A 24875-nucleotide genomic window follows, 5' to 3' on the forward strand; every position below is an offset into this window, starting at 1 on the left:
TAACACAGGTGTTTCTTGTCCTCAGAGTAAAATAATACCATACAATAAAGAGATCCGCTATAGTCCGATTATCTTCATCTTTGTTGCCTCATTACAGATGTTCACGTTCCAGTTGTGAGACAAATGCCCCTATCCGTTCTACAGCCTCGTTCAGCTGGGAGACAGAAGTGGCGTAGGAGCAGCGGAGATACCCTTCGCCCCCAAGTCCAAAGACGCTGCCGGGAACCGCGGCTACCTTATACTCCAGCAGCAGCCGCTGGGCAAACTCGTCGGAAGTGAGTCCAGTGCGGCGTATGCTCGGAAATGCGTAAAATGCGCCTTGCGGCTCATGGCATTCCAGTCCGGCATCACGCAAGCCCTTGACAATCAGGCGGCGGCGCTGGTTATAGGAGTCGGTCATCCGGTCCTTCTCTTCCATACCGTTGGTTAATGCCTCCAGCGCAGCCACCTGACCCATCGAAGGCGCACACATGACGGTGTATTGATGGATTTTCAGCATCGCGGAGATTAAGTCCGGATGTCCGCAAGCATAGCCCATTCGCCAGCCGGTCATAGCAAATGCCTTGGAGAAGCCGCTAACCAAAATCGTCCGGTCAATCATCCCCGGCAGCGAAGCGAAGCTGACATGATTGCTGCCGTAAGTGAGTTCCGCATAGATTTCATCGGAGATCACGATGAGATCATGCTTTTCCACAACTTTGGCAATCGGCTCCCAGTCCTCACGGCTCATAATCGCACCCGTCGGGTTGCTGGGATAACAGAGAATCAGAATTTTGGAGCGCGGGGTAATCTTGGCTTCCAGCCCCTCTGCGGTAAGCTTGAAGTTGTTCTCCCCGAACGTTTCAATGCCGACAGGAATCCCGCCGCCAATCGCGGTAATCGGAGAATAGGAAATATAACAAGGCTCAGGAATAAGAATCTCATCTCCGGGCGAGATCAACGCGCGCAGGGCCAGATCAATGGCTTCACTGCCGCCCACTGTGGCGATAATCTGATTGGCCGGATTATAATCAACGTCAAAACGGTTGTGCAAATACTCGGCGATGCCTTCCCGAAGCTCCGGCATACCCGCGTTCGAGGTATAGCCCGTAAAACCTCTCTCCAGCGAATATACGCATGCTTCTCTAACATGCCATGGCGTCTTAAAGTCCGGCTCCCCGACCCCAAGTGAAATAATATCTTTGCTGCCTGCCGCCAGATCAAAAAACTTGCGGATGCCCGAAGGCTGAATCTGCTGGACCAGCGGCGCCAAATAGGAACTCATTGATTTGCCTGTATCTCCGGTATGCTGACTGTTATTCGTGATCATAGATGATTACTTCCTTTACGGAGATATCATGAGACGGTTGTCTTCCTCATGCTCTTCAAAGATGATACCGTCCTGTTTGTATTTTTTGAGCGTGAAATTCGTTTTGGTCGAGAGCACCGCATCAATTGGGGACAGCTTCTCAGATACGAAATTGGCGACCTCCCGCAGATTCCGGCCTTCCACTTCTACTAAGAGATCATAGGCTCCCGACATGAGGTAGACCGATTTCACCTGGGGATACAGATATATCCGTTCAGCAATTCCCTCGAAGCCCCGGCCCCGTTCCGGGGTGATCTGGACTTCAATCAGCGCTGTGACCCGTTCATCGTCCACCTTATCCCAATTCACAACAGTGGCATATTTAACAATGACATGGTCTTTCTCCATTTGCTCAATCACTTGTTTGACGTCGTCTTCTTCCGCTCCCAGCAGCGTTGCCATCAGTGCTGTAGAGCTCCGCGCGTCCTCCTTGAGCAGTTCCAGCACTTTCCTCTTCAGTTCATTCATTTCCTTCATGCCTTCCCTCCTGCGAAAAGAGTTTAATACTAATATGACATGAAAATGGCACTTCTGCAAACAAAATAACCCCGCAGGAGCGGGGTTAACGGATTGCATGATCTGGAAAAGCTTTTCCCCCCCGAGATGCAGGAAAGAGATAGCTTTGCTGCGTCGGGTAGGGGATAGCAGGGTTACATATAGTAGGAACTTTGCACGTTAGGCTGATGCTGCGATACATTAGGTGCCTGTCTGTAATCGCCAGTCCCATTTAATTTTTGCTGTACAAAATGCTGGCTTTTTTGCTGGATCTGCTGTGCGCTTTGGATCTGCTTGTCCACGGCTTGGCGAAGGGCTTTGTCCGGTGCTTGATAGAATCCCATCTGAGACATCTGGTTATACAAATCCCCTTGAATACGAAGCGTATCCATGGTCAGGTCATTGAAGACCCGGCGCACGGTTTGACAATTCGATTCTGTAGCCGCTGTCGTATATTCGCGTACGGTCCGTTTCAGGTCATCCAGAATCATAGTTAACAGATCTTCATCCGCCATAAATTGAGCTCCGTTTTGTGCGTACACTTAATAACCTCCTTGAAATAATTTTAGATTTCATGCTTAAAAGCACTTATTGCTGCGGTTGTGAGGGCGCATATTGCTGGTGCTGCTGCAGAAGCTGAATCAGCATTCCCATGTGATGGGTATGGCTCTGGATTTGCTGGTTGCAAATCTGGTTCACCGTCGAGTTCTGAGTACTGCCGGCGGTTGCGGCCAGCTGCTTAATCAGCAGATCCTCATTGGAGATGGAGTCCGCAATATATTCCAGTTCTTTTCCGCTAAGTGCCTGCATTTGCGTAGATTGCATGTTCTTGTATCCCTCCTTCTATATGGTTCAAGCCGTATTAGTATGCTGCGGATAGAAACTAAATATGTGCCAAAAAGCACAGCTCCCTACACGTAAAGAAGTCCTCAATGATGTATGAGAGCCTGAACAGCGACCAATAATACCTTATCGGAATCTCATAAAGGGGAGATCAACATATGGAATTACTCAGCGGGAAGACGCCCTGGGAGAGAACTTTGCCCCATTTTCCTGTATATCCTGTGCTGGATGGGAATATCACATGCGATTGTCTGATCGTAGGCGGGGGAATGGGAGGGGCAATGGCTTCATACCGTTTGTCCAGAAGCGGAGCGAGTACCGTATTGATTGATAAAAGGGCTGTAGGTCACGGCAGCACGCACGCCAATACAGGTTTGCTGCAGGTGGCAAATGACAAATCACTTACCTCCTGCATAAATACTTTTGGAGCAGAGGAAGGCTTATTATTCTACAAGTTATGCCGGGAAGCTGTCGGTAAAATCCTGGAACTCCCGGGCAAGCTGGATATTGATCCGCACATTATTCCCAGAAGCAGCCTGTTATATGCCAGCTTCCCGGAGGATGTTGCTCCATTAAGGCTGGAGTATGAAAATCTGGCGGCACATGGTTTCGACGCAGAATTCTGGGAGGAAGACAAGATTAAGGAACATTACTCTTTCTCCAAGCCTGCGGCACTCTACTCCAAAGGCGATGCGGATACCAATCCATTCCGTATGCTTCACAGCCTGATTCATAAGGCCCACGCAAGTGGTGTCCGGGTATACGAACATACGAAGGCCCGCCATTTGGAGTTCGGTACAGACGGGGTCACCTGCTACACAGAGCATGGCCGGATCTCCGCCAAAAAAGTTATTTTTGCGATGGGTTATGAAACTCAGGAGATGAAAAAAGACCGGGGAGCCGAGCTGATTAACACGTATGCGATCATGACCCGGCCCTTGAAGAAATTCCCCAAATGGCATGAGCAGAGCATGATCTGGGAAACGGCCCGGCCTTATTTGTATTTCCGCACGACTATTGATGGACGCATCATTGCAGGAGGCAAGGACGAACAGTTAACGGGTCCCTTGGAGAGGGAAACCAGAGTGCTGTCCCAGAGCCAGAGGCTGCTTGAAGAGCTTGAAGCACTTTTTCCGGAGATCAAAGGAGTAGAAGCGGAGTTCTCATGGGGTGGTGTATTCGGAACCTCACGTGACGGGCTGCCTTTTATTGGTCCTCATCCAGAGTATCCCCATTGTTACTTCATCGAAGGATACGGGGGGAATGGAACGGTCTATAGCATGATCGCTGCAGAACTGCTGTCCGACACCCTGGCAGGAACAGCCCGGCCGGAGCTTAAACTATTTTCTCTCACCCGGACAACCAAACCTTCTCCGGTATCCTAAGGGACTGTTCCTTGCGTTCCGTTCGCGGGGCGTCCAACCATAATCCAGCTCATCAAAAAGGCCGTCCCAGGCAGCCATTTCGCGGCTTCCGGGACGACCCTCAGGTAAAAAGCTGATCTGCTATTGTGCTTGTACGAATTCAGCCGACTTAATTCCTGCTTGACGTCCGAAAATAATAATTTCTGCTACAGAGTTGCCGCCGATCCGGTTTTGACCGTGCAGTCCGCCCACCACTTCACCAGCCGCGAACAGACCTGTGATTGGTTGACCTTCTTTATTAAGCACTTCTGTGTTCGTATTAATCTTCACACCGCCCATGGTGTAGTGGATCCCAGGGCCAATTTTGATTGCGTAGAATGGCGCACCGGACAGGTCGTGATCCATACCGGTAGTTCTGCCGAATTCGGCATCCTTTTTATTCTTCACCGCAGTGTTCCATGTGTCTACGGTTGTCTTCAGCTGATCTGCAGGAACACCCATTTCTTTAGCCAAGGCTTCGATGGAATCACCCTTAAGAACAAATCCCATTTTATCATACTGTTCAATCGCTTTGACACGGGATCTGACACCGGAATCAAAGACAAGGATCGCAGCCTTTTCAGGAAGCTTATTAATGGCTGCGGTGACATGATCCCGGGTATCCATTTCGTTAACAAACCGTTTGCCTTCACTGGAGACGAGCAGAGCGCCTTCCCCGCGAACAGCTTCCCCGATCAGATAGGATTTCTCCTGCTGTACTGTCGGGTGAACCTGGATTTGATCCATATCAACGGTTGTACCGCCGAGTTTCTCAATCATCTTAATGCCATCGCCGGTGCTGCCAATCTGGTTGGTGGTTACTAACCCTTCCAAATCAGGTCTAACCTCAGCAATCATTTCCTTATTGGCTCCAAAACCGCCGGTTGTCACAATGACAGCAGAACCTGTTATTGTTTTTTCATCGGCCTGGTTAAAGAGGACCTTGACTCCATTAACCTTGCCGTCTTTTTCGGTGATTTCCTTAACATCAGCATTCACGAATAGTGGAATGCCTTTTTCTTGTACGTTTTTCACTAAGCCTTTGACGAGGTATTGCCCAACTGCCGAACCGTCTTCAGGACGGTGTGTGCGCTTTTCCTTCATACCGCCGGTAATCGTGATGTTGTTCAAACGGATTCCAATGGAATCCAGCCAGTCGATCGCACTCGCGGAATTGTCAACGAAGAAACGAAGCATCTCTTTGTCATTGGTACCATGACCGCCCTTTAGGGTCTCTTCATAAAATAAATCATTGCTGTCTTCAATGCCTTGCTCTTTCTGGAACTTCGTCTGCGAAGCATTCATTCCGGAAGAGGATTTGGACGTATTGCCGCCAGCTACCGGCATCTTTTCAAGGATAACCGGATTCAGGCCTTTAGCCTTGGCCTCAAGCGCTGCCGACATGCCGGCACCACCCGCACCCACAATAATGATATCGTATTTATCTTTTAATTGATCGTACGGAGTATAACTTGCTTCAGATGCCCCTGAAACTGCTTCTGTTTCTTTTTTGGTCTCAGTGTTCTTACTCTTGCTCTCAGCGTTGTTGCTGTTGCCGTTGTTGCCGCATCCCGCGATCACCAGCATAACAGAAAGAATGAGAATAAGAGCAGCGGCTGCTTTCTTTTTCATGTTGAATCTTGCCCCCTTGTGCATATTTTCACAATTATCATAGCGGCAAAGGGGCAGTTGATGGAAGCTTACGTAATTAAAGAAATCGTTAAGTAACTAAAGTAAGTGGATTTTGTCGGATGAAGTTTAAACTTTCCTCAAGGCTAATAGAAAAAGTAATCTTTTTAAATTACATTACATTTCCATGAAGGATGTTTCTCATTGAATTTAATCAACAGGTCTTTCAATAATAGGAATCTGAAGCAAAGTGGAATAAGTATAACTAAATGGGCTGAATCTTTACAAACAGATGGTTTTAATGGGATTTTGTACGCCTAATCCTGCATAATCATCCCATAGGGTTGCTTTCAGCAGAATTAGTGGTACTTTTTCCCACATAAGACACCCCATAAGCCAAATGAGCTCAATTAGTGATACTTTTTCCACCTAAATATATTTAGCAATAATTCCCTGGCCTTCAGCCGCCACAGTATACATATATACCGGCCTGCCCACCGCTCCATAGCTGATCTCCATCTCCAGAACACCCGTCTCTGTGAGAAACGCCAGGTATTTCCGGACGGAGATCCGCGAAATCGGAGCCGCTGCTGTGATATCCTCGGTCGAAAACACCGGTTGCTCCAGCTTATGTATAATGCTCCAAATGCTCTCCAGCGTACCTTCGGTAAGACCCTTGGGCAGTGTGCCGCTCTTGTCCTCCTCGGTACCGAGAGAATGACGCAGAAGCTTATCCAGCTGCTCCTGACTGAGGTTCTCTTTATGCTTCATCAGAGCGTAATCCTCACGGTACGCGGACAGCGCCGCCTGAAAGCGGGAGAATTCAAATGGCTTGATCAAATAATCAACGGCCCCCAGCTGAAGGGCTTTGCGGATGCTCGAATTATCGCTGGCTGCAGAAATGACGATAATGTCGACCATACTCCCCTGCTCCCGCAAAGCGGATAACAGCTGCAGACCGCTGGTACGCGGCATGTGGAAATCCAGTAGAATGAGATCAACCGCAAGCTCCTCAAGCATCTGCACGGCCTCATCACCTGAAGCAGCCCAGCCCGCGAACTCAAAGCCCTGAATCTGCTCCAGGTAATGGCGGTTAAACTTGGCTACCATCGGATCATCTTCAACGATCAGCACTTGTATGGTCATCTGTTCTCATCCTCCTTCACCGTATATGGGATATCGGCTATAAATGTAGTTCCCGGCTCCAGGCCGGGTATGATCTGGAGCTGGCCATGCAGCTTCTCCACACTTTTACGGACCAGATAGAGTCCGATTCCCCTGTGTTCTCCCTTGGTGGAGAATCCTTGCACAAATATATGCTCCCGAAGCGCTTCAGGGATTCCCGGTCCGCTGTCACTCACTGTGGAGATCAGGCGCCCCCGGTCGTAATCAAAAGCAAGCTCAATTTCCTTAACGCTGTGGCCTTCGAGTACTTCCATGGCATTGTCGAGTAAATTACCGGTGATGGTAATCAGTTCATGCATCACTTGCGGATCTGCAGATTCTGGCAGATAGCTGTCCTCTGTCAGCAGCAGCTCAATCCCCGCTTCCCGGGCCCTGCTAAGTTTCCCCAGCAGAAAGCCGGCCATAACCGGGTCCTTGATCTGCCTCGTAATGGTACCAATCTCATTCTGGTAGTTGCTGACGGTCCCCGAAATATATTGCTGCAGTTCATCGTACAGGCCCATATGAGTCATTCCCATGATAACATGGAGCTTATTCATATATTCATGCGCCCCTGCCCGCAGAGCATCCGCATAGACGGAAATTCCGGACAGCCGTTCCGCCAGTACTGCAAGCTCGGTCTTGTCCCGGAACGTAGCAATGGCCCCCGCAATCTGACCATTCACAAGGATCGGAACACTATTGGCCAAGATGGAGATGCCATTCAGCTCCAAATTCTGATCTTGCCTTGCCTCACCGCTGACCAGCACCTGCTCCAGGCGCAGCTCCGGCCAATAATCGGTGATATGCCGGGTCATCGCGTTGCCTGTAATACCAGCCGTTCCCAGAAGCCGTTCCGCTTCTACATTGATCATGGTGATCCGGGCTTGATCGTCGACCGCAATAATACCCTCACGTGCAGATTGAAGCATGGCACTGCGCTCTTGCAGCAGCTTAGAGATATCGGATGGCTCCATGCCGAACATCATCTGTTTGATTTTCCGGGCCAATACCATTGCTCCTCCGGCTCCAAGCACGGCACCAGATAGCAGGATTGCAATAATTGTCCATTCATTTTGCCGGATCAGCTTGTGTACCCGTTCCATGGAAAGGCCTACTACGACCACTCCAACCTGGGAACCCCTGTTACTGTACACGGGGACGAAAGCCCGCAGCGATTTGCCTAGCAGTCCCTCTCCTTCAGAGATACTTTCTTCGCCGCGCAGCGCAAGCTCTTGCCCTCCCCCGACGAAGGCCTTACCAATCCTCGAAGCATCGGGATGTGAATACCGGATACTGTTCATATCGATGACTACGACAAACATAATATCATTGCGGCGGGTGATTTTGGAGGTGTAGGCCTGAATTTCCTTGCTGTTCCCTTCACTGAGTCCCTCTGACACCAGCGGCATCAAAGCAATGGTCCGGGCTATAGCGATTGCCTTATCCTCCAGCGCATGTCTGGTCTGCGGAATAATCTGATTTCTGAAAATAATGTATAGCACTACCATGACCAGCATCACTACGGCGGAGACCATGACCGTAACCTTTGTCCTCAGACCGTAATCCTTTTTCTTGGCCAATGCTGTATTCCCCCTGTTCCAACCTTCTATTGACTATAAGAGGGATTCCTCCGCTTTGCGCTTCAGCAGCCGGTGCAGTGTAAGCCAGCTTCCCAGCGGAGCAGCGCCCAGGAGAAGCATCAGCAAGGTAATCATTCGGGGCGATTCGTTAACCGATAGCATGGCTATGAATACAAAAACGCCCAAAATTTTGCCCGTCATCAAACAAAGCTCCCTCAGAACCACCAGTTCTACCCGTTTACCCACACTCTCCTTCGACTCGCCCATCAGGTCAAAGCTGCTGGAGGTCATGGGCAGCATATATAATGGAAGAAAGAGGGATGTTCCAATACCCATAATCAGTAAGGTGCCGTAGCTAACCCTCCAAAGGAGCGGAGTAATGACAGCAATCAGCAGAATGCCTCCGGCGAGCATCCCACCGGAACGGAGTCTTGGTTTGAACCATTTGCCGGCAGCATAGTAGCTGACCAGTGAAACCGCTGAAGTGATCAGTGCAAATTGTCCCAGCTTGCTTTCTTCTTTAGCGGCTATGTACACAAGAAGACCAATCAGAAAGGAAAATACGCCCTCCCGCAGTCCCTGAAATACCAAGGCTGCCGCTGTCGGTCTCCATGCACTGCCCTTGCGGTGCAGCTCCCTCCATGGTTCTTTCCACAAATAAGCCCCTTCACTCTTACGTTTCTTAAGAAAAAAGCTTAAGCCCACGGCTACTCCGTATATGGAGAGCGATAAAATAAACACTAGGCGATAACCGCGCTCTCCATGCAGAGCAGTGATAATCCAGCCTGATACCCAAGGCCCGACGATACCCGTGAATGAACCCAGTAATCCCATCCAGCCATTGAAAAAGTCCCGGTTACCTGCATCCGTTATCTCAAAATAAACAATGTTGAAGGCCAGCCAGAATAATCCGATCGCTATGCCCAAAATCAATCCAAGCGGCCATATATAATTAACCGCCCGATTACCCAGCCACAGTACGAGCAAATAAAAAAGGCCCGAAACGGCCAGGCCCAGCCGCAGGGCGTTCATCTTGTTATGTTCCTTAACCCATTTCCCGGCCAGCCAGAAGCTTAGACCCACGGCCAATTGCTGAGCTACTGTAAACCAGCCGACCATAGAAAAATCCTGCCTGCTCTTCCATAAGTAGACGTTCAAAAATGTACCTGCCAGCACAGTGGCCAAGGAACATAATCCGTTGACCGCGAGCAGCAGTACCTCTTGTTTTTGCGATGAATTCTTCATGCTCTTCCTCCTTGCCAACTGGACGTGTCTGCTTAACATGCCCAGCTCGCGGAGAAACCATAACGTGTATTACTTGGTGCCGGTGCTCAGATTGCGCACAAGCTGAATGCGGTCCTCCTGCGCCAGGCTGTGCTGTACATGAAAGCACGAGGGGCAGACAAAGAGATTCAGCGAGAACGGCGGTTTCAGGACAGGTCCACCCAAGGCTTCCGGTGAGGATGGCTCGAAGCCCTCAACGTTCTGGGTTCCGGAGAGCAGCATCAGCTCATGACACTGCGGACACTCAGGCGCTTCCAGCTGTGCCGCCAGAATGGCGGATACGCTTGACTCATAGCGCTTCAAATCATAATCGTCTCCGAATTGGACGAGTGTATTGAAGATCGGCACTACGCCATCCTTGTCGCTGTCATCCCACAGATCTTCGTCGCTTACATCTTCTGGCTCCGGTTCCACTACATCTTCCGGCTCGTCTTCATCCTCCAGGTCATCTACACCCAGGGTTACTGTACGGTAGCCGCTAAGTTCATTGTTACAATGGGGACAGGTATCCTCCGGTCCAAACTCCTCGTCCCACACAATTTCCGTATGACACCAAGGGCAAACTGTTGTTTCCATCTGAAATATCTCCTTCTTACCTCACATTTGAATTCAATTGATCATTAGATATATTATACCGGCCGCTATAAAAGCCAGGGCAGAAAAGAACAGAACCCGTACCAAAATCTTCATTTTCCACACCCCACTTTAAAAAATAGCGGCACCAATCACATAGGACAGGGACACGGAAATCAGCATGGCAGTTAGGCCAACAGCCCGGTTGTCTGCGGCGATCTCATCATCAATGGAAAAGACCGGAGTCAGGAACTCAAAGAGGAAATAGGCGAGCAGCAGCAGTAGAAATCCCACCACCGACCATTTCATCGTTTCGTAGATTGAGGCTCCCGCATCAATACTGAAGCGCAGAATGTTACAAATGCCGAAGATTTTGCCTCCAGTGGCCATGGCTACAGCCACATTCCCTTTGCGGATTTCTTCCCAGCAGTTATATTTGGTGACCATTTCGAAGAAGGACAGAAATACCACAAGGCCAAGTATGGCCACTGTGAAGTAGCCGAGCAGCGCACCCAGCGGATGATCCAGCAAAAGATCAATATTTTCTTGCATGCTTCTCCCTCTTTCTGCTGGACTCCAGCCGCTATTCCAGTTCAGCCACGGTTACACCCGCGCCGCCTTCGTTATAATTCCCCAGCCGGTAGCTCTTCACATGCTTATGTTTGCGCAGATATTCCTGAATGCCGGTGCGCAGTACGCCGGTGCCCTTGCCGTGAATAATGGAGATTTGCCCTAAATTGCCGAGAAAAGCCTCGTCAATGAAGCGGTCTGTCTCCATAATCGCCTCTTCCAGATTTGTGCCGCGCAGGTCTAGCTCACTGCGGATATTCTCATCACGGGTGCGCTTGACCGTAGTTGCACGGCGGAGTGCAGGAGATGGGGAATCCGGTGCGGAGGACAGGAATTCCAGATCCTCCAGGTTGACCTTCATCTTCATAATCCCAAACTGTACAATGGCTTCCTTAGGACCGCTAAGTTCAACAACATAGCCCTTCTGGTTCACATTCTGCACCTTAACTTCATCGCCTGGCTGAATTTTTCTTGGCGCCTTGACGTTGCTGCGGGCAACGGTCTTCTTACGGGGCGCAGGTTCCGCTTCATCCAGACGGCGGCGGGCTTCAATGAGCTTATGCTCCTTAACCGAAGCTCCTTCCTCCATAGCGAGCCGGCGCAGATCACCGATGATCTGTTCGGCTTCCTTGCGTGCCTTGTCGAGGATCGCGCTGGCGTCCTTCTCCGCCTTCTCCAGCCGCTTATCACGCTGGCTCTCAAGCTTCTCCAGCTCCTGTTGCTGCCGGTTGCGGAATTCCTCCGCTTCACGGCGGACCACTTCAGCACGTTCACGCTCGTTCTCTGCCCCAAGACGGTTCTCTTCCAGCGAAGCAATCATGTGCTCGACGCGCAGGTCCTCTTCCTTCACCTCACCGCGTGCATGCTCAAGTATGGCGTTTGGCATACCGAGACGCTCGGCAATCGCGAACGCATTGCTTCGTCCCGGTACACCGATTAGCAGCCGGTAGGTAGGACTAAGACTCTGTACATCAAACTCCATGCTGGCATTGATAAGACCTTTGCGTTCGTAAGCATAGGCTTTCAGCTCACTGTAATGCGTAGTGGCCACCATCCGGCATTCGGTCCGGTGAATATTCTCCAGAATGGCAATGGCCAGGGCAGAGCCTTCGGCAGGGTCGGTACCCGCACCCACTTCATCCAGAAGAATCAGACTTTTTGGAGTCATTCTGCGCAGAATGGAAATAATATTGGTCATATGGCTGGAGAAGGTACTAAGGCTCTGCTCAATACTCTGCTCATCGCCAATATCGGCATAGATCGCATCAAATACACACATTTGGCTGCCTTCCTCCGCCGGGATGAACAATCCCGACATCGACATCAGGCTGAGCAGGCCGATGGTCTTCAGCGTGACCGTCTTACCGCCTGTATTGGGGCCGGTCACGATGATTGAGCTATAGTGGTTGCCAAGCTCGACATCCAGCGGTACCACCTGCTCTGCCGGAATCAGCGGATGCCGTCCCTTGCGCAGCTTGAGGTAGCCCCGGTCATTCATGCGGGGCTGGGTCGCCTTCATATCACGGGCCAGACGCGCCTTGGCAAAAATGAAGTCCAGCTCGCCCAGAATATCCACGTCATAGGCCATTTCCTCAGCAATATCGCCAACGAGAGCAGTTAGCCGGTGCAGGATGATCTCAATCTCCCGCTCCTCACGCAGCCGGGTTTCACGCAGCTTGTTGTTCATGGCCACAATGGATTCCGGTTCGATAAAGAGCGTGGCACCGGAGCCAGACTGGTCATGCACAATTCCGCCGAAATGAGCACGGTATTCCGCTTTGACCGGAATGACGAAACGGTCACCACGAATCGTCACAAGCTGATCCTGCAGCATTTTGGCAACGGAGGAAGAGCGGATCATGGAATCCAGCTTCTCGCGGATTCGGGTCTCGCCTCCGCGCAGCTCACGGCGGATGGTGGCCAGCTCAGGGCTGGCCGTGTCCAGCACATCGGCATTCTCGTCGATGCAGCTGCGGATGGCATCCTCAACATGCTTCTGTTCTGACAGCAGATCACTTTGTGCGAACAAAAGGGCGATGGTCTCATCTTCATGCATCGCCGCCAGAAACCGCTTGACTCTGCGTGCACCGCCGATAGTATTGCCAACAGAAAGGAGCTCGCTGGTTCCCAGCATTCCTCCAATGGAGGCACGTTTCAGGGCCATTTTGATGTCCGTTATGCCGCCGAAGGAAGGAATGCCTTTCAGCCGGTCTACATTCGCCGCTTCGTCCGTAGCCTGCAGCAGCTTTTTCACAGCTTCAAAATCACCGGAAGGCTTGAGGCTTTCCGCCAGCAGCCGTCCCATCGGGGTCTGCGTATATTGCGCCAATTTATTTAAAATCTTGCGATATTCAAGCGTATGCAAAATTTTGTCGTCCAATTACAGTCACAGCTCCCTTCATAGATGGTTACATTATACCTAATTCAGCCGGGTTTCGCTATTTGGGTAAGTTTTCAGGAATAGAAAATCAGATGCAGGCCACAATAACAACTGCACATATCCTTATGCGAAGGCCAAAGGAGGTTAGTTCAGTGAGATTTTTAGGTCATGTGGTCCGTTTTATCGTGGCAGCAATCGTGCTGCTGGTGGTTGGCTGGATTGTCCCGCAGTTCACGATTGGCGGTTTCTGGAGTGCGCTTATTCTTGCGCTAGTCATTGCACTGCTCGGCTGGGTCATTGAGGGCATCTTCGGCAAAAAAACAACGCCCTTCGGCCGCGGCATCGTCGGTTTTCTCGTTAGTGCACTGGTCATCTGGATCGCCCAATTCATCGTGAGCGGTGTCAGCGTCACCGTGCTGGGAGCGCTTCTGGCAGCACTGGTCATAGGCATCATCGACTTGTTCCTGCCGGTCTCCACACCGTTTGAAGCTGCAAAATAAAGAAGAAATCTGCTGGTCTTACTGCAGACACAAAACCCCCTACTCCGGAATTATAGCGGAATCAGGGGGTTTATTGTATTAACTTATGCATAAGACAGGATGTTATCGTTCATAGATGCAGTGACTACCGCATTTTTACCGGTGCGCTTGGCGGCATATAGGGCATGGTCTGTTTTGCGGAAAAGCATTTCTTTCCCGTCCCCGAGCTTGTAGTCACATAACCCGATACTGACTGTAATTGGCTTGCCGCCGGCATAGGGATGCTCCATCGCCGCAATGTTCAGCCGCAGCTCTTCAGCCGCAGCGTAGGCCTCGTGAAAGCTTTTATCTGTAAAGATCACCGCAAACTCTTCCCCGCCATAGCGGGCCGCAAAATCATTCAAGCCAATCAGGCCGCCGACCTTCGCCGCAACCTCCTTAAGCACAAGGTCCCCAACCCAATGACCATAGGTATCGTTGACCCGCTTAAAATTATCGATATCGAACAACGCCAGCTGCAGCCTGAGGCCGTTGCTCTCACACTGCTCCAGCAGCGAAACCAGATATTCATGAAAGGTCTTATGGTTGTAAAGTCCAGTCAGAGCGTCAATCTTGAGCAGCTTGTCCGAGATCGCCCGTTCCACCAAAAGTCCCTGTTCAGACTTGGTCAACTGCTCCAGATGCTCACGCACCTCGCGGGCCCGGATAATGACAGCCTGAGTCATGGCAACAAACACGATAAACACACACTCCACCATCAAAAACTCCAGCAATGGCTTCTCCAGCATTCTCCGCTCCAGCCCGAAGTAAATTCCACCATAGAACAGCAAGCTGAATGCACCCAGCACACCTAGAAGCCTCTGGTCAAAATAAATAAGAGCTATCATTATAGGCAGCATAAGTGTCATCTGCGCTCCATCCACAAAGGGCTCAAGGACAAAATACATAAGATAAGACACAATGAACCCGCACACGACCACCACCTGCTTGTGATACAGCAAAGTGGACCGGAGCCACATTTCCGCTGTCATCATGGCTATAAGAATCATGAGATTGCAGCCGATGAACAGATGCCCTTTAGTCGGAATTAGGACCGTTCGGACCTCAACCGCAGAATCCGACAAAACAAATAACAGCTGGGCTACCAGCATGAAAAAGACAATAATCCAATATCCGGTCAATATTTTACGGTGCCATTTCTCCGTATTCAGTGAAATTTGGGCTAAATTAATGTGGATCCCCTACTTCTCAAGCTATAATATAATTGCTTTAAGTATAATGAATTTTAAACTTTTTTGCATCATTTTTTTGCAAATTTCGACAAAGTTTGGAGTTTGCTTGCGGGAAGGAAGTTTTCCATTGATTTTCCAAGACTTCTTGGCCCAATTAAGCTATGCTAGGGGCACGCAAGGCTCACCACTATTCCTGGAGGAGGATGAAGATGATCCGGAGATTTACCATTCTACTGTCCATCGGTTTGCTGCTAGTACTGTCCGCCTGCGGAGGAACAAGCAGTAACACCAACGACGCAACTTCCCAGAATGAAACGGCTGATGCCGGAATTACGGCAAAAGAAGAACTCATCATTACAGCAGCGAACTACAGTTTTGATCAAAAGACGTACCATCTGAAAAAAGGGGTTCCGGTAAAGATTATTTTTAAAAATGAGAGCGGTAATCACGGCATTCTGATTCCGGAGCTGAATCTGCGGCTGGATGGCAAAGATGCCTCCCGGGTTATTGTCCCGGATGAAGCCGGAACGTTCGAAATGACCTGCGCGATCATGTGTGGCTCGGGCCACAGCGGGATGAGCGCTCAGGTGATCGTAGAGTAACAGCCATGTTCATACAGTCAATCTATATTAGGGCATGCATATAAAAGGCGGGCCCCAGGCAATCTTACTGCCTGGGGCCCGCCTTTTCATGCGTCCGCCATTCAACTGTCCTGTTCGATCAGTTGAATCCATTCATTATATTCACGCTGGAGCTTGGCATATTCCGCCTGAAGTCTGCGATGCTCCTCCGACAGCTTGTCCAGCTCGCCTTGCCGCAGTTCAAACTGTGCCTGAACCAGGCGCAATTGGCCCTGAACCAGCTCATAGTTCCCGCCGATCTCAGCAAGCTGCTGCTGCACTTGTGCATACTCGCGGCTCATGGAGTCCGTTTTCGCTTCGGCCTGTCCGGCTTCCTGCTCCCAAATCTCAATCTCCTCACGCAGCTGAGCTTCCGTCTCGTTCCACAGCCTCTGACTCTGCTCAAGCTCCTCGTATTTGCGCTTCCATGAGGCTTCCACCTCGCGGGTTTCCCGCAGAGCTTCCTGCTGTTCCACCGCCGCAGCGGCGGCTTCCCGCCCGGCCTCATACAGCTCTTCCAGACGGCGGGCATTTTCTTCACCTTCGGCTTCCAGAAGCTCGTATCTTTCTTTCAGCTGCTCACCGTCCTGCAGCACCTCATCATACTGCGCAATGAGCTCCTCATAACGTCCGCGCAGTGCTGCCAGCTCCTTGCGGGAGGCTTCGGCTTCTTCGCGATGCTGACGGCTCTCGGTTTCTGCCTCGGCCCGCAGTCCGGATTCACGGTCAAGCTGCTGCACCATGCCGTCCGCTTGCCCCCGCAGTGTATCGATCTCACGCTGCAGAGTCAAAGACTTCTCTTCCGCTTCCAACAGCTTCATCTCCAGCTCCCCGATAGCCTCCATATGCTTGTCGGCAAGTTCTTTCCAGTCTGCCGCTTCCGCTGCGGACTGGGTGAACTGACCTTGCAGCTGATGCAGGCTGGCCTTGGCTTCACCGAGGGACTCGCGGAGCGTTGAAGCTTCTTCCTGCTTCGCCTCATAACGCTGGCGCAGCTCTCCCAGTTCGTCACTGAGCAGGTCTCCGAGTTCATTAGCAGAACGCAGTTCTTCCTGAACCCGGCTCAGGCTATCCGCAGTTTCCTGCAGCGAAGCTCTAAGCCCTGCCGCTTCGTTCTGCGCGGCCTCATGACGTTCACGCAGATTCTCCAGCTCCTCGAGCTGCAGTGTTCCCTGCTGTGCTGCGGTACGAAGCTCTTCTGTCAGCTGTTCTTCGCGCAACAGCACCGCTTCATATTGAGCCAGCAGTGTCATGCGGGAATCACGCTCGCCCTTCAGGCCAGCTTCGGCTGCACGCAGCCTGGACTGCAGCTGCCCGGTGCCGCCGCGAAGCTCGCCAAGCTGCTTCTCCAGCTCCAGTACTTGCTGCTTATGCCGATGCTCCTGCGTGCCTTGCGACTGCCGCAGTTCCTTATTCTTGGCAAGCTCCTTCTGAAGCGCCTCGCGCTCCTCTGTGAGCTCCTTCTCCAGTGCGGACTTGGTATCCGCCAGCTCCTTGCTGAGTGATGAGCGGATCTCCACAATCTCGCCACCGAGCGACTCCCGGGTCTGGGTGAGCTCCACTTCAAGCTGGGATAGGGTTTCCGCCTTCTCCCGCTCCAATGTCTCGCTCAGGGTCTGCAGCTCCTTGAGGTGAGCAGCTTTCAGTTCTTCCAGCTGCTGCAGACGGGCCGCCTCAGCGGCAGCAAGCTCCTGCCGGCGGCTCTCACGGGCTGCAGTCTGCTCCTGCTCATAGCTCTCGCGCAGGGTCAACAGCTCTGCTTCACGCGCCTTAAGCTCTTCAGCCAGTTGCTCGCGGGCAGCCGTTGCTGCCGTCTCCGCTTCCAGCAGCGCCTCGGCATGCAGCTTCCGCTCCTGCTCCTGAATCTCCAGGTGCCGCCTGCGCTCCTCTTCGGCAGCGGCAATCAGACGGGCAGCCTCCTCCTTGGCTGCTGCCTCCATCCGTTCGTACTCTTCCTGCCGCTCCTTCTGCGCTTCCGTAAGGCGTGTGACTTCTACACGTAGCTCCGTACGCTCTCCGGTCAGCATATTCAGCTCATTCTTAAAGTCTTGCACCTGAATGGCCTGCTCTGCCATATGTACAGCAGCAAGCACCGCGATCCGCGGGGTATCCAACTGGGAATGTGATTTGGAGATTGCGCGCATATGCTCGTCTACATAGCGGGCAACCTGTTTCATATATTCAGTGCTGCTTCCTACAAGTTTATAAGATGTTCCATATATCTCCACGGCGACACGAGTCCGGTCCATAGCCACAGTTGTGCCCTCCTTTGTATGTGTGCTGATTCTAAGCTGGTATCTCTGCTCCTATTGTAGCGTCATTTATTCTCTTTTGCCAAAAAGCCGTACATTTCATAGATTCTGCCGGTAGCCGCCGTAGCCCCAAGGGTTAGAAAAAAACCGCAGCGAACTCCGTTTGTAAATGGATTCGCTGCGGCTTTGCACAATTCCTGCTACTTTCTTAATTCTGCGCCAAAAGTTTGCTGAAGTGCTGATACGACCCTATCATGCACTTCTACAACCTCTTCGTCAGTCAGGGTATGATCGGTATGGCGGTAGAGCAGTGAAATGGCCACGCTCTTCTTGCCGCTCTCCATCTTGCCTCCCGTGTACACATCAAATACCTGAACATTCTGCAGCAGAGTTCCGCCGTTCTCACGGATGGAAGCCAGCAGGTGACCTGCAGGCACTGCAGAATCCACCACAACGGCGATATCCCGCTCCATGCCCGGGAAGCGCTGCAGCTCAGTGTACTGTATATTGGTGCGTGCGTTGCTGTAGAGCGGCTGAAGCAGCAGCTCGGCCACGTAGGTATCTTCCAGATCCAGCCCGCGCTGCAGCTCTGGGTGGAGCTGTCCAAGCGTTCCCAGCTTCACTCGGCCTTCAGTACCCTGCAAGTATATCGAAGCCGAACGGCCCGGGTGGTAATCCTCAGGAGCATCGCCTTCATAAACCACGCTGTCCGCAAGGCCCAAGTGGTTAAATATAGTTTCCAGCGCACCCTTCAGGTCGAAGAAGTCCACAGGTTGCACGGCTACATTCCATTGCTTGGATGCACGGCTTCCACTCAGCAGAAGTCCCAGCACCGGCAGCTCACGGGGCTGGCGGGTGAGCTGATCTTCGTCTGTGAAGAACACATTCCCGATTTCGAACAGCGCCAGATCACTTTGACGGCGGTTCGTGTTGTAGCGGGCGATTTCCAGCAGCTGTGGAATCAGACTAGTGCGCAGTACACTGCGGTCCTCGCTCATCGGCATCGCCAGTTTGACAGAAAGCTTGCCTTCAGCAAGCGCCGGGAAAAGCTTACTTTGCTCCGGCTGAATGAAGGAATACCCCATAACCTCCTGATAGCCCCCATGTGCCAGCAGACGGCGCAGTTCACGGCGCTGGGACTGCTTGCTGGTCAGTGCTCCAGGTGTAGTCACACCCTCAATCAAAGTTGTAGGGATATTGTCATAGCCGTATAACCGGGCGATTTCTTCAATCAGATCGACATCATAGCTGATATCGCCGCGTCTTGTCGGAATCTGCACCTCTACGAGCCCCTGTCCCGCATCTCCGCACTTGAAGTGCAGACGGCTGAACAAAGTCTTCACTTCCAGCAGTGACAGTTCTGTGCCGAGATAACGGTTAAGCTTCTCCAGGGATAAGGTGAGCACCTTCTCTTCCGCAGTCTCCGTCCCTGCCTGCACAATATTCTCGTGCACAGAACCTCCGGCATATCGGGCAATCAGGGAAGCTGCGCGGTTCAATGCAGAGATCACGGCATTCGGATCGACTTCTTTCTCGAAGCGCAGAGAAGCTTCGGAGCGCAGACCCAGCTGACGTGAGGTTTTGCGGATCGTCCCGCCGTCGAACTTGGCCGATTCCAGTACAATATTGATGGTTTCATCTGTTACTTCAGTCTGCAGTCCGCCCATGACTCCGGCCAGACCCACAGCCTTCACCCCATCGGCAATAACCAGCATTTGCGGCTCCAGCTTGCGCTCCTGTCCGTCAAGCGTGGTCAAAAGCTCGCCGTCCTTGGCAAAACGCACACTCAGTACGCCGCCTTCCACTTTGTCGCCGTCAAATGCATGCAGCGGCTGTCCGTACTCCATCATCACATAGTTAGTGATGTCCACGATGTTATTAATCGGACGAACCCCCGCAGCCATCAGGCGGTTCTGAATCCAGAGCGGGGATGGCGCAGTCTTCACTCCGGCAATGTAGCGCACCGAATAATGCGTGCAGTAGTCTTCGTCTTCTATCCGGACAGAGATGGAGTCGGAGGCTGAGCCGCCCGATTCTACCAGATCAGCTGCCGGATCAGGCAGCTTAAGCTCACGTCCGAGAATTGCGCTTACTTCGTAGGCGGCACCAATCATGCTTAGACAGTCTGAACGGTTAGGCGTCAGATCGAAGTCGAGAACTTCATCATTCAGATCCAGCACCTTCAGAATGTCCTGACCGATTTCGGTGCCCTCAGGCAGCACCAGAATGCCCTCCTGCAGTTCCTTGGGCAGCAATTTATCGTTCAGCCCCAGCTCCTTGGCGGAACAGATCATCCCCTGCGACAATACGCCGCGAAGCTTGGCTTTTTTGATATCCAGACCAGGCAGCTTGGCACCCACCAGTGCTACAGGAACCTTTTGTCCAGCGGCCACGTTCTTGGCTCCGCAGACAATCTGCAGATCCTCGTCTTGTCCTGCATCTACAATGCATACATTCAGCTTATCGGCGTCAGGATGCTTTTCTTTCGATTTGACATAGCCGACCACTATGCCGGAAAGGCCTTTGTTGCGGTGCTCCACACCGTCAATCTCGATGCCGGCGGTCGTAATTTTCTCTGCCAGCTCATCTGCGGTAACGCCCTCAAGCGATATATATTCCGTGAGCCAGGAGGTTGATACTTTCATGTTCGCACACTTCCTTTTGTTTCAGATGTATTTATCTACGTGCCGGATTTGCTTGGCAATGCGGAAACAGTGAGCAGCATTGGATCTCTGTACTTCCGTTTTAAAATCATTCGTTAATAGGGTCCCTGCGGGGAATGTTTGGAATTCCGGCCGCTGTTAGATTTGAATCTCCTGATTTAAACCGCTGATCGCGGTAGAAATCCAAACCTAAAGGCGGACGCGTTCGCTCCTCCAGTTCCAAACTTCCCCTCCGGTCCATTTGTTAACAGATTGATAAAACAGAAACAAAGATCCTCGATAGCTGATCCTGCCCGCCCAGCCTCTTACCCGCCAAAAATCTAAATCCCCTTGAACTGCTTCACAAAAGCCATATCATTCGTGTAGAAATGACGGATGTCATCGATACCGTACTTCAGCATCGCTATCCGTTCGACACCCATACCGAAGGCGAAGCCGCTGTACTCCGCAGGATCATAGCCGCCCATTTCCAGAACGTTCGGGTGAACCATGCCGGCGCCCAGGATTTCCAGCCAACCGCTCTGCTTGCACAGACGGCAGCCGTCTCCACCGCATTTGAAGCAGCTCACATCCACCTCAACACTCGGCTCGGTGAACGGGAAGAAGCTTGGACGCAGGCGGATGCCCGCGTGCGGCCCGAACATTTCTTGGGCAAACTGCTGCAGCGTGCCCTTCAGATCGCTCATGCGGATATGGCGGTCAATCACCAGACCTTCAACCTGATGGAACTGGAAGGAGTGGGTCGCATCATCATCATCGCGGCGGAATACCTTGCCGGGACAGATGATTTTGACAGGGGCTTCGCCCTTCATGGCCTGCATGGTGCGAACCTGGACCGGTGAGGTCTGCGTGCGCATGAGGATATCCTCCGTCAAATAGAAGGAATCCTGCATATCACGGGCCGGATGGTTCTTCGGCAGGTTGAGCGCTTCAAAGTTATAGTAATCCGTTTCCACCTCTGGCCCTTCCGCCACCCGGTAGCCCATGCCAATGAAAATATCCTCGATCTCCTGAACCACCCGGCTAAGCGGATGAATTCCCCCTTGCGGCAGACTGCGGCCCGGCAGGGTTACATCCACTTTTTCCGCATTCAGGCGGTTTTGGGTCTCCTGCTGCTGGAAGGCCTCTTGTTTGTTTTCGATAATTTCCTCAATGGCGCCCCGCACCAGATTGGCTACCTGGCCGATCACCGGGCGCTCCTCCGCGCTGAGCCCGCCCATACCACGCAGAACCTCTGTAAGTTCGCCTTTTTTACCCAAGTACTTTACACGCAAATCATTCAGAACCTGCGGATCGGTAACTTCCTTCAGCTTCGCTAACGCTTCGACCTTCAATGCTTCAAGCTTTTCTTTCATGGCCGTGTACTGCCCCCTTATCATGGTGTTGTCCTTTTTGCAACAAAAAAAGGCCTTTCCTCCCGGTAAGGGACGAAAAGACCGTGGTACCACCCTTGTTAGACTGTCTGATGACATCCCCAATAGCATTGTTCTGCTTTCGGCATGACTAAGACCTGTCTCACTTTAGCAGAAATAACGGTCTGCCGCCGGTTTCCCCTACGCTCTCCATCAAGCATGGCTTGAAAGAAATTCAAGGAACTGCTCCGGAGTGAACTTCGGCAGCTCTGCTTCCTAGAAACGCTCTCAATCCACGGCGTCTCCTCCCTGTAAGCCAGGCACTGCGTACTCTTCTCCATCACTGCATTTATCATGGATGCTGCTGAATCAATCCATCTTCTGCTTAGAAGATATGTTTATTTATTATATGCAAAATTAGCCGGTTTGACAAGCCGGACAATTTCAGGCCAGTTTTTTATCTTCTTTTAAGCTTCCCTTAAGCTTCAAGGGGTATTTCAGGATCGCTTCTGCAGCTTCAAATACAGCCACAGCAGCAGCTGCTGCAACGGAAATTCCCACACTATCCATGCTGCTCCATCAAGCTCGGCACCGTACTTAGCGTGAAGCGGAGTGATCTGACTTCTTCTGCCCCAATGAATGTCGCCACCTCCTGGAACATGGTGATCATCTCTTTCCTGTTCTCTTGGTTTACCGGTATTGTCTTTGAAATGATGCCTGCAAACAAAGCGGCAAGAATGCGCCCTATCTACGCCCAGCGCAATGAATAGACTATAGTTGGTTTTACCCATGTTTACGCAAGACATACGGCCGCAAGCCTCTTTTTTGGAGGTTTATGGCACTTTTTGGGAGACTCCCGACTTTTTTTGCCTGAAATGCTGCGTTATGCCTATGGCCTTGGACCCTTCTCTGCGGATTATTAATCAGAGAGGGTATCGTTTCCGGTAAAGTTGGGTAATAGGACTCAAGGGCTGGAATATCTAGTAGGAAGCAGGCTATACATAATTTTTTCTAAAAAATAAGGATTTATGTTTCGCGACCATAAATCTGAGAATTAAAGGCAAATCTCCCACGGATCACGGATCTGAACCTGAGCCGAAGCTTCCGGAGTCTGGAGATTATTAAGCTATATCCACCTATTCCCAGGCAATTGCTCAACATAAGTGCTTCCTTTATACTGATGAGAAGAAACTTCGATCATACCGGGAGATTCCCATTCCCATTCCTGCCACCTTATTCTTCCCCTGCTCTGTATGACTCGCTTGGATCACAATCTCTTCATTATCCTGCTCACACAAGCAAAAGGTCCACTTATGAATAGACTTAGCGGTAATTAGACAGCATTAAAGAATACTTAATAGTTTTTGCAGGGGGTGGATGAAGTGGCAGGTTTTCCCGAGATCAAAAACACGCGCAGACTAATCCTTTTATTTGCCGCTATCTCCGTTCTTCTGGTGGGTATCAGTATTGCTTCCCTCCTATATTTAAACAACACAATGAATAAATTGTCAGCATCCTTATATAACGATGTCTATCAGAATTCCGAGCTCATTCTAAATGCTGACCGTGACCTGTACCAGTCTGCCTTAGCCCTCCATACTGCTATAAACGCAAATATTAACAGTGAGGAGCGCAGCAAACTGTCTCAGGATTTCGAAGAAAACAATGCCCAGGCGAAGCAGCGTCTTGGCATGGCCAGCTATAATATCAACTCTGTGGAGAATCCGTTTAGCGGGATGAGGCAAAGTGAACGGCTGCTTACTCAGCTGAAAGATGTCTTGGAAGACGTCGATGGCCCTTTTCAAACCTGGAAGGATACAGGCAGGGATCTCATCTCACAGCGGGTCCAGAGCAACTGGAACCCCAAATCGTTCTCTCCACTCCAAACTAATGCTCTGCTGGAGCAAGTCCGGGACCCTCTGGACCAAGCCGAGCAATTGATTGACGACTATGCACGGCAGGTAACTCAGGAATTCCGGGATAAAAAAAGCTCACTGTTCGCGTTGTACTCCCTATTCCTGTTTTTGCTGGTACTCGTTATTATTTATCTCTGCCGTAAGCTAATTACCCTTCAAAATGAAATGCTTGAGGAGAAGTCCCTGTATCAATTAATTGGCGAGACGATGTCCGACTTTATTATTTTGACAGATCCTAACGGGTTGATCTTATACGCTTCCCCTTCCCATTCGGGCCTGCTCGGATATATCCCGTCCAAAGGTGCTCCGCTCTCCAATTATATTAGGGAGGCGGAGATTACCTGGGCGAAGCTCAAAAGCGTGGTACAGGCCCCCCCGCGGATTTCCGAGCTGCGCATGCGTTCAGTAGAGGGACACTGGGTATGGCTTGAAACGAAGGTTACCCCGATTAAGGGCAGCGGCGCTTTTCCGGCGCAGTTCATGCTGGTATCGCGTGAAATCACCCAACGGAAGCAATATGAGGAACGCCTGCACAAGCTGGCCTTTTATGACCATCTGACTGCAATTCCTAACAGAGCCCATTTCAAGATGTACATGGAGAATCTGATCAATCAGCCGGAGGAACGCAAACAGAATATTGCGCTGGCCCTGCTCGACTGTGACCGCTTCAAGCAACTGAATGACACGCTTGGCCATCTGGCCGGAGATGAATTCCTGCAATTGCTCTCACGTGAGCTACAGCAGACCGTCAAGGGATCCGGACAGGCTTTCCGGATCGGAGGAGACGAGTTCGCCGTAGTGCTGCACCGCTTCACCAGCCCTGAGATGCTTGATGAGATCCTGGCCCGGCTGCTGCAACTCTTCAATAAATCCTGGTCGATCAACCAAGGCTCCAGCTTCCATACATCAGCCAGCATAGGAGTATCGCTATACCCGCAGCACGGAAGCAGTATTAATGAATTGCTCCGGGCCGCCGACCTGGCAATGTACCGCTCTAAGAATCACGGCGGCAACGAAGCCAATCTGTACAGCGAGCTTGTAGATGAAGAATATTCGGACCAGCCCAAATAAGCTATTCCCGTAAGGGGG

Annotated in this window: 21 protein-coding genes and 1 other annotated feature; of the genes, 5 read left to right on the plus strand and 16 right to left on the minus strand. The window is 51.4% G+C overall.

The window, feature by feature from the left end; genetic code table 11:
* Positions 1–91: 91 nt before the first annotated feature.
* The 4 genes from A3848_RS09240 to A3848_RS09255 all read right to left on the minus strand — a co-directional run bounded on the left by A3848_RS09240 (position 92) and on the right by A3848_RS09255 (position 2668).
* Positions 92–1309, minus strand: coding sequence for an aminotransferase class I/II-fold pyridoxal phosphate-dependent enzyme (locus A3848_RS09240; RefSeq protein ID WP_074084662.1), 1218 nt, complete (start codon positions 1307–1309; stop codon positions 92–94).
* Positions 1310–1324: 15 nt separating this feature from the next.
* Positions 1325–1825 carry an Lrp/AsnC family transcriptional regulator gene (locus tag A3848_RS09245; protein ID WP_074084663.1) on the minus strand — a complete coding sequence of 167 codons (501 nt, stop codon included), beginning with the start codon at positions 1823–1825 and terminating at the stop codon, positions 1325–1327.
* Positions 1826–1998: 173 nt separating this feature from the next.
* Positions 1999–2385, minus strand: a complete 387-nt coding sequence (locus A3848_RS09250) for a spore coat protein (protein WP_074084664.1) — start codon at positions 2383–2385, stop codon at positions 1999–2001.
* A gap of 46 nt (positions 2386–2431) precedes the next feature.
* Positions 2432–2668: a hypothetical protein gene (locus A3848_RS09255; RefSeq protein ID WP_054939665.1), complete on the minus strand. Its 237-nt coding sequence runs from the start codon at positions 2666–2668 to the stop codon at positions 2432–2434.
* A 176-nt stretch (positions 2669–2844) separates the two neighbouring features.
* On the opposite strand from A3848_RS09255, the gene A3848_RS09260 reads away from it, so the two are divergent.
* On the plus strand, positions 2845–4071 hold the full coding sequence (locus A3848_RS09260) for an NAD(P)/FAD-dependent oxidoreductase (RefSeq protein ID WP_074084665.1): 1227 nt from the start codon (positions 2845–2847) through the stop codon (positions 4069–4071).
* A 120-nt stretch (positions 4072–4191) separates the two neighbouring features.
* Here A3848_RS09260 and A3848_RS09265 read toward each other — a convergent pair whose 3' ends face one another.
* From A3848_RS09265 to A3848_RS09295, 7 genes are all read right to left on the minus strand, one after another.
* Positions 4192–5721: a flavocytochrome c gene (locus A3848_RS09265; protein WP_074084666.1), complete on the minus strand. Its 1530-nt coding sequence runs from the start codon at positions 5719–5721 to the stop codon at positions 4192–4194.
* A 426-nt stretch (positions 5722–6147) separates the two neighbouring features.
* The gene (locus A3848_RS09270) at positions 6148–6864 is read right to left on the minus strand and encodes a response regulator (protein ID WP_074084667.1); all 717 of its coding nucleotides are present in this window, start codon (positions 6862–6864) and stop codon (positions 6148–6150) included.
* Positions 6861–8465, minus strand: a complete 1605-nt coding sequence (gene dcuS / locus A3848_RS09275; protein WP_074084668.1) for a DcuS/MalK family sensor histidine kinase — start codon at positions 8463–8465, stop codon at positions 6861–6863. Before dcuS ends, A3848_RS09270 begins: the two co-directional genes overlap by 4 nt.
* 33 nt (positions 8466–8498) lie before the next feature.
* The gene (locus A3848_RS09280) at positions 8499–9710 is read right to left on the minus strand and encodes an MFS transporter (RefSeq protein ID WP_074084669.1); all 1212 of its coding nucleotides are present in this window, start codon (positions 9708–9710) and stop codon (positions 8499–8501) included.
* A gap of 69 nt (positions 9711–9779) precedes the next feature.
* Entirely contained in the window at positions 9780–10325 is a 546-nt protein-coding gene (locus A3848_RS09285) for a hypothetical protein (RefSeq protein ID WP_074084670.1), read from the minus strand.
* Between the two features lie 129 nt (positions 10326–10454).
* Complete coding sequence (locus A3848_RS09290; protein ID WP_074084671.1) at positions 10455–10874, minus strand: DUF350 domain-containing protein; 420 nt, start codon at positions 10872–10874, stop codon at positions 10455–10457.
* A 31-nt stretch (positions 10875–10905) separates the two neighbouring features.
* Entirely contained in the window at positions 10906–13272 is a 2367-nt protein-coding gene (locus A3848_RS09295) for an endonuclease MutS2 (protein WP_074084672.1), read from the minus strand.
* Between the two features lie 152 nt (positions 13273–13424).
* Between A3848_RS09295 and A3848_RS09300 the strand changes: the two genes are divergently transcribed.
* Entirely contained in the window at positions 13425–13772 is a 348-nt protein-coding gene (locus tag A3848_RS09300) for a phage holin family protein (protein ID WP_074084673.1), read from the plus strand.
* 83 nt (positions 13773–13855) lie between these two features.
* On the opposite strand, the gene A3848_RS09305 is transcribed toward A3848_RS09300, so the two are convergent.
* Complete coding sequence (locus tag A3848_RS09305; RefSeq protein WP_143192365.1) at positions 13856–14902, minus strand: GGDEF domain-containing protein; 1047 nt, start codon at positions 14900–14902, stop codon at positions 13856–13858.
* A gap of 290 nt (positions 14903–15192) precedes the next feature.
* On the opposite strand from A3848_RS09305, the gene A3848_RS09310 reads away from it, so the two are divergent.
* Positions 15193–15585, plus strand: coding sequence for a cupredoxin domain-containing protein (locus A3848_RS09310; protein ID WP_074084675.1), 393 nt, complete (start codon positions 15193–15195; stop codon positions 15583–15585).
* 101 nt (positions 15586–15686) lie between these two features.
* Here A3848_RS09310 and A3848_RS09315 read toward each other — a convergent pair whose 3' ends face one another.
* The 4 genes from A3848_RS09315 to A3848_RS32850 all read right to left on the minus strand — a co-directional run bounded on the left by A3848_RS09315 (position 15687) and on the right by A3848_RS32850 (position 22440).
* Complete coding sequence (locus A3848_RS09315; protein WP_074084676.1) at positions 15687–17858, minus strand: cell division protein ZapA; 2172 nt, start codon at positions 17856–17858, stop codon at positions 15687–15689.
* Between the two features lie 197 nt (positions 17859–18055).
* Positions 18056–20500 (minus strand): phenylalanine--tRNA ligase subunit beta, encoded by a 2445-nt coding sequence (gene pheT / locus A3848_RS09320; protein WP_074084677.1) that lies wholly within the window; start codon positions 20498–20500, stop codon positions 18056–18058.
* Positions 20501–20838: 338 nt separating this feature from the next.
* Entirely contained in the window at positions 20839–21873 is a 1035-nt protein-coding gene (pheS, locus tag A3848_RS09325) for a phenylalanine--tRNA ligase subunit alpha (protein ID WP_074084678.1), read from the minus strand.
* Positions 21874–21938: 65 nt separating this feature from the next.
* Positions 21939–22223: a binding site (T-box leader), on the minus strand.
* 91 nt (positions 22224–22314) lie between these two features.
* Positions 22315–22440 carry a hypothetical protein gene (locus A3848_RS32850; protein ID WP_256702252.1) on the minus strand — a complete coding sequence of 42 codons (126 nt, stop codon included), beginning with the start codon at positions 22438–22440 and terminating at the stop codon, positions 22315–22317.
* A 32-nt stretch (positions 22441–22472) separates the two neighbouring features.
* On the opposite strand from A3848_RS32850, the gene A3848_RS31275 reads away from it, so the two are divergent.
* Both A3848_RS31275 and A3848_RS09330 read left to right on the plus strand, forming a co-directional pair.
* A complete protein-coding gene (locus tag A3848_RS31275) occupies positions 22473–22640 on the plus strand; it encodes a hypothetical protein (protein WP_178381948.1) in 168 nt (55 codons plus the stop codon).
* A gap of 612 nt (positions 22641–23252) precedes the next feature.
* Complete coding sequence (locus A3848_RS09330; RefSeq protein WP_074084679.1) at positions 23253–24857, plus strand: diguanylate cyclase domain-containing protein; 1605 nt, start codon at positions 23253–23255, stop codon at positions 24855–24857.
* Positions 24858–24875 lie beyond the last annotated feature (18 nt).

The sequence above is a fragment of the Paenibacillus sp. P32E genome (assembly GCF_001909085.1).
Lineage (GTDB): Bacteria > Bacillota > Bacilli > Paenibacillales > Paenibacillaceae > Paenibacillus_AQ > Paenibacillus_AQ helianthi.

Excerpts from the sequence above, each read along its gene's own strand:
- A3848_RS09255 (WP_054939665.1), bottom strand. The coding sequence starts at position 2,668 with ATGCAATCTACGCAAATGCAGGCACTTAGCGGAAAAGAACTGGAATAT.
- A3848_RS09240 (WP_074084662.1), bottom strand. The coding sequence starts at position 1,309 with ATGATCACGAATAACAGTCAGCATACCGGAGATACAGGCAAATCAATG.
- pheS (WP_074084678.1), bottom strand. The coding sequence starts at position 21,873 with ATGAAAGAAAAGCTTGAAGCATTGAAGGTCGAAGCGTTAGCGAAGCTG.
- A3848_RS09285 (WP_074084670.1), bottom strand. The coding sequence starts at position 10,325 with ATGGAAACAACAGTTTGCCCTTGGTGTCATACGGAAATTGTGTGGGAC.
- A3848_RS09290 (WP_074084671.1), bottom strand. The coding sequence starts at position 10,874 with ATGCAAGAAAATATTGATCTTTTGCTGGATCATCCGCTGGGTGCGCTG.
- A3848_RS32850 (WP_256702252.1), bottom strand. The coding sequence starts at position 22,440 with ATGGATAGTGTGGGAATTTCCGTTGCAGCAGCTGCTGCTGTGGCTGTA.
- A3848_RS09310 (WP_074084675.1), top strand. The coding sequence starts at position 15,193 with ATGATCCGGAGATTTACCATTCTACTGTCCATCGGTTTGCTGCTAGTA.
- A3848_RS09260 (WP_074084665.1), top strand. The coding sequence starts at position 2,845 with ATGGAATTACTCAGCGGGAAGACGCCCTGGGAGAGAACTTTGCCCCAT.
- A3848_RS09270 (WP_074084667.1), bottom strand. The coding sequence starts at position 6,864 with ATGACCATACAAGTGCTGATCGTTGAAGATGATCCGATGGTAGCCAAG.
- pheT (WP_074084677.1), bottom strand. The coding sequence starts at position 20,500 with ATGAAAGTATCAACCTCCTGGCTCACGGAATATATATCGCTTGAGGGC.
- A3848_RS09245 (WP_074084663.1), bottom strand. The coding sequence starts at position 1,825 with ATGAAGGAAATGAATGAACTGAAGAGGAAAGTGCTGGAACTGCTCAAG.
- A3848_RS09280 (WP_074084669.1), bottom strand. The coding sequence starts at position 9,710 with ATGAAGAATTCATCGCAAAAACAAGAGGTACTGCTGCTCGCGGTCAAC.
- A3848_RS09265 (WP_074084666.1), bottom strand. The coding sequence starts at position 5,721 with ATGAAAAAGAAAGCAGCCGCTGCTCTTATTCTCATTCTTTCTGTTATG.
- A3848_RS09305 (WP_143192365.1), bottom strand. The coding sequence starts at position 14,902 with ATGCTGGTAGCCCAGCTGTTATTTGTTTTGTCGGATTCTGCGGTTGAG.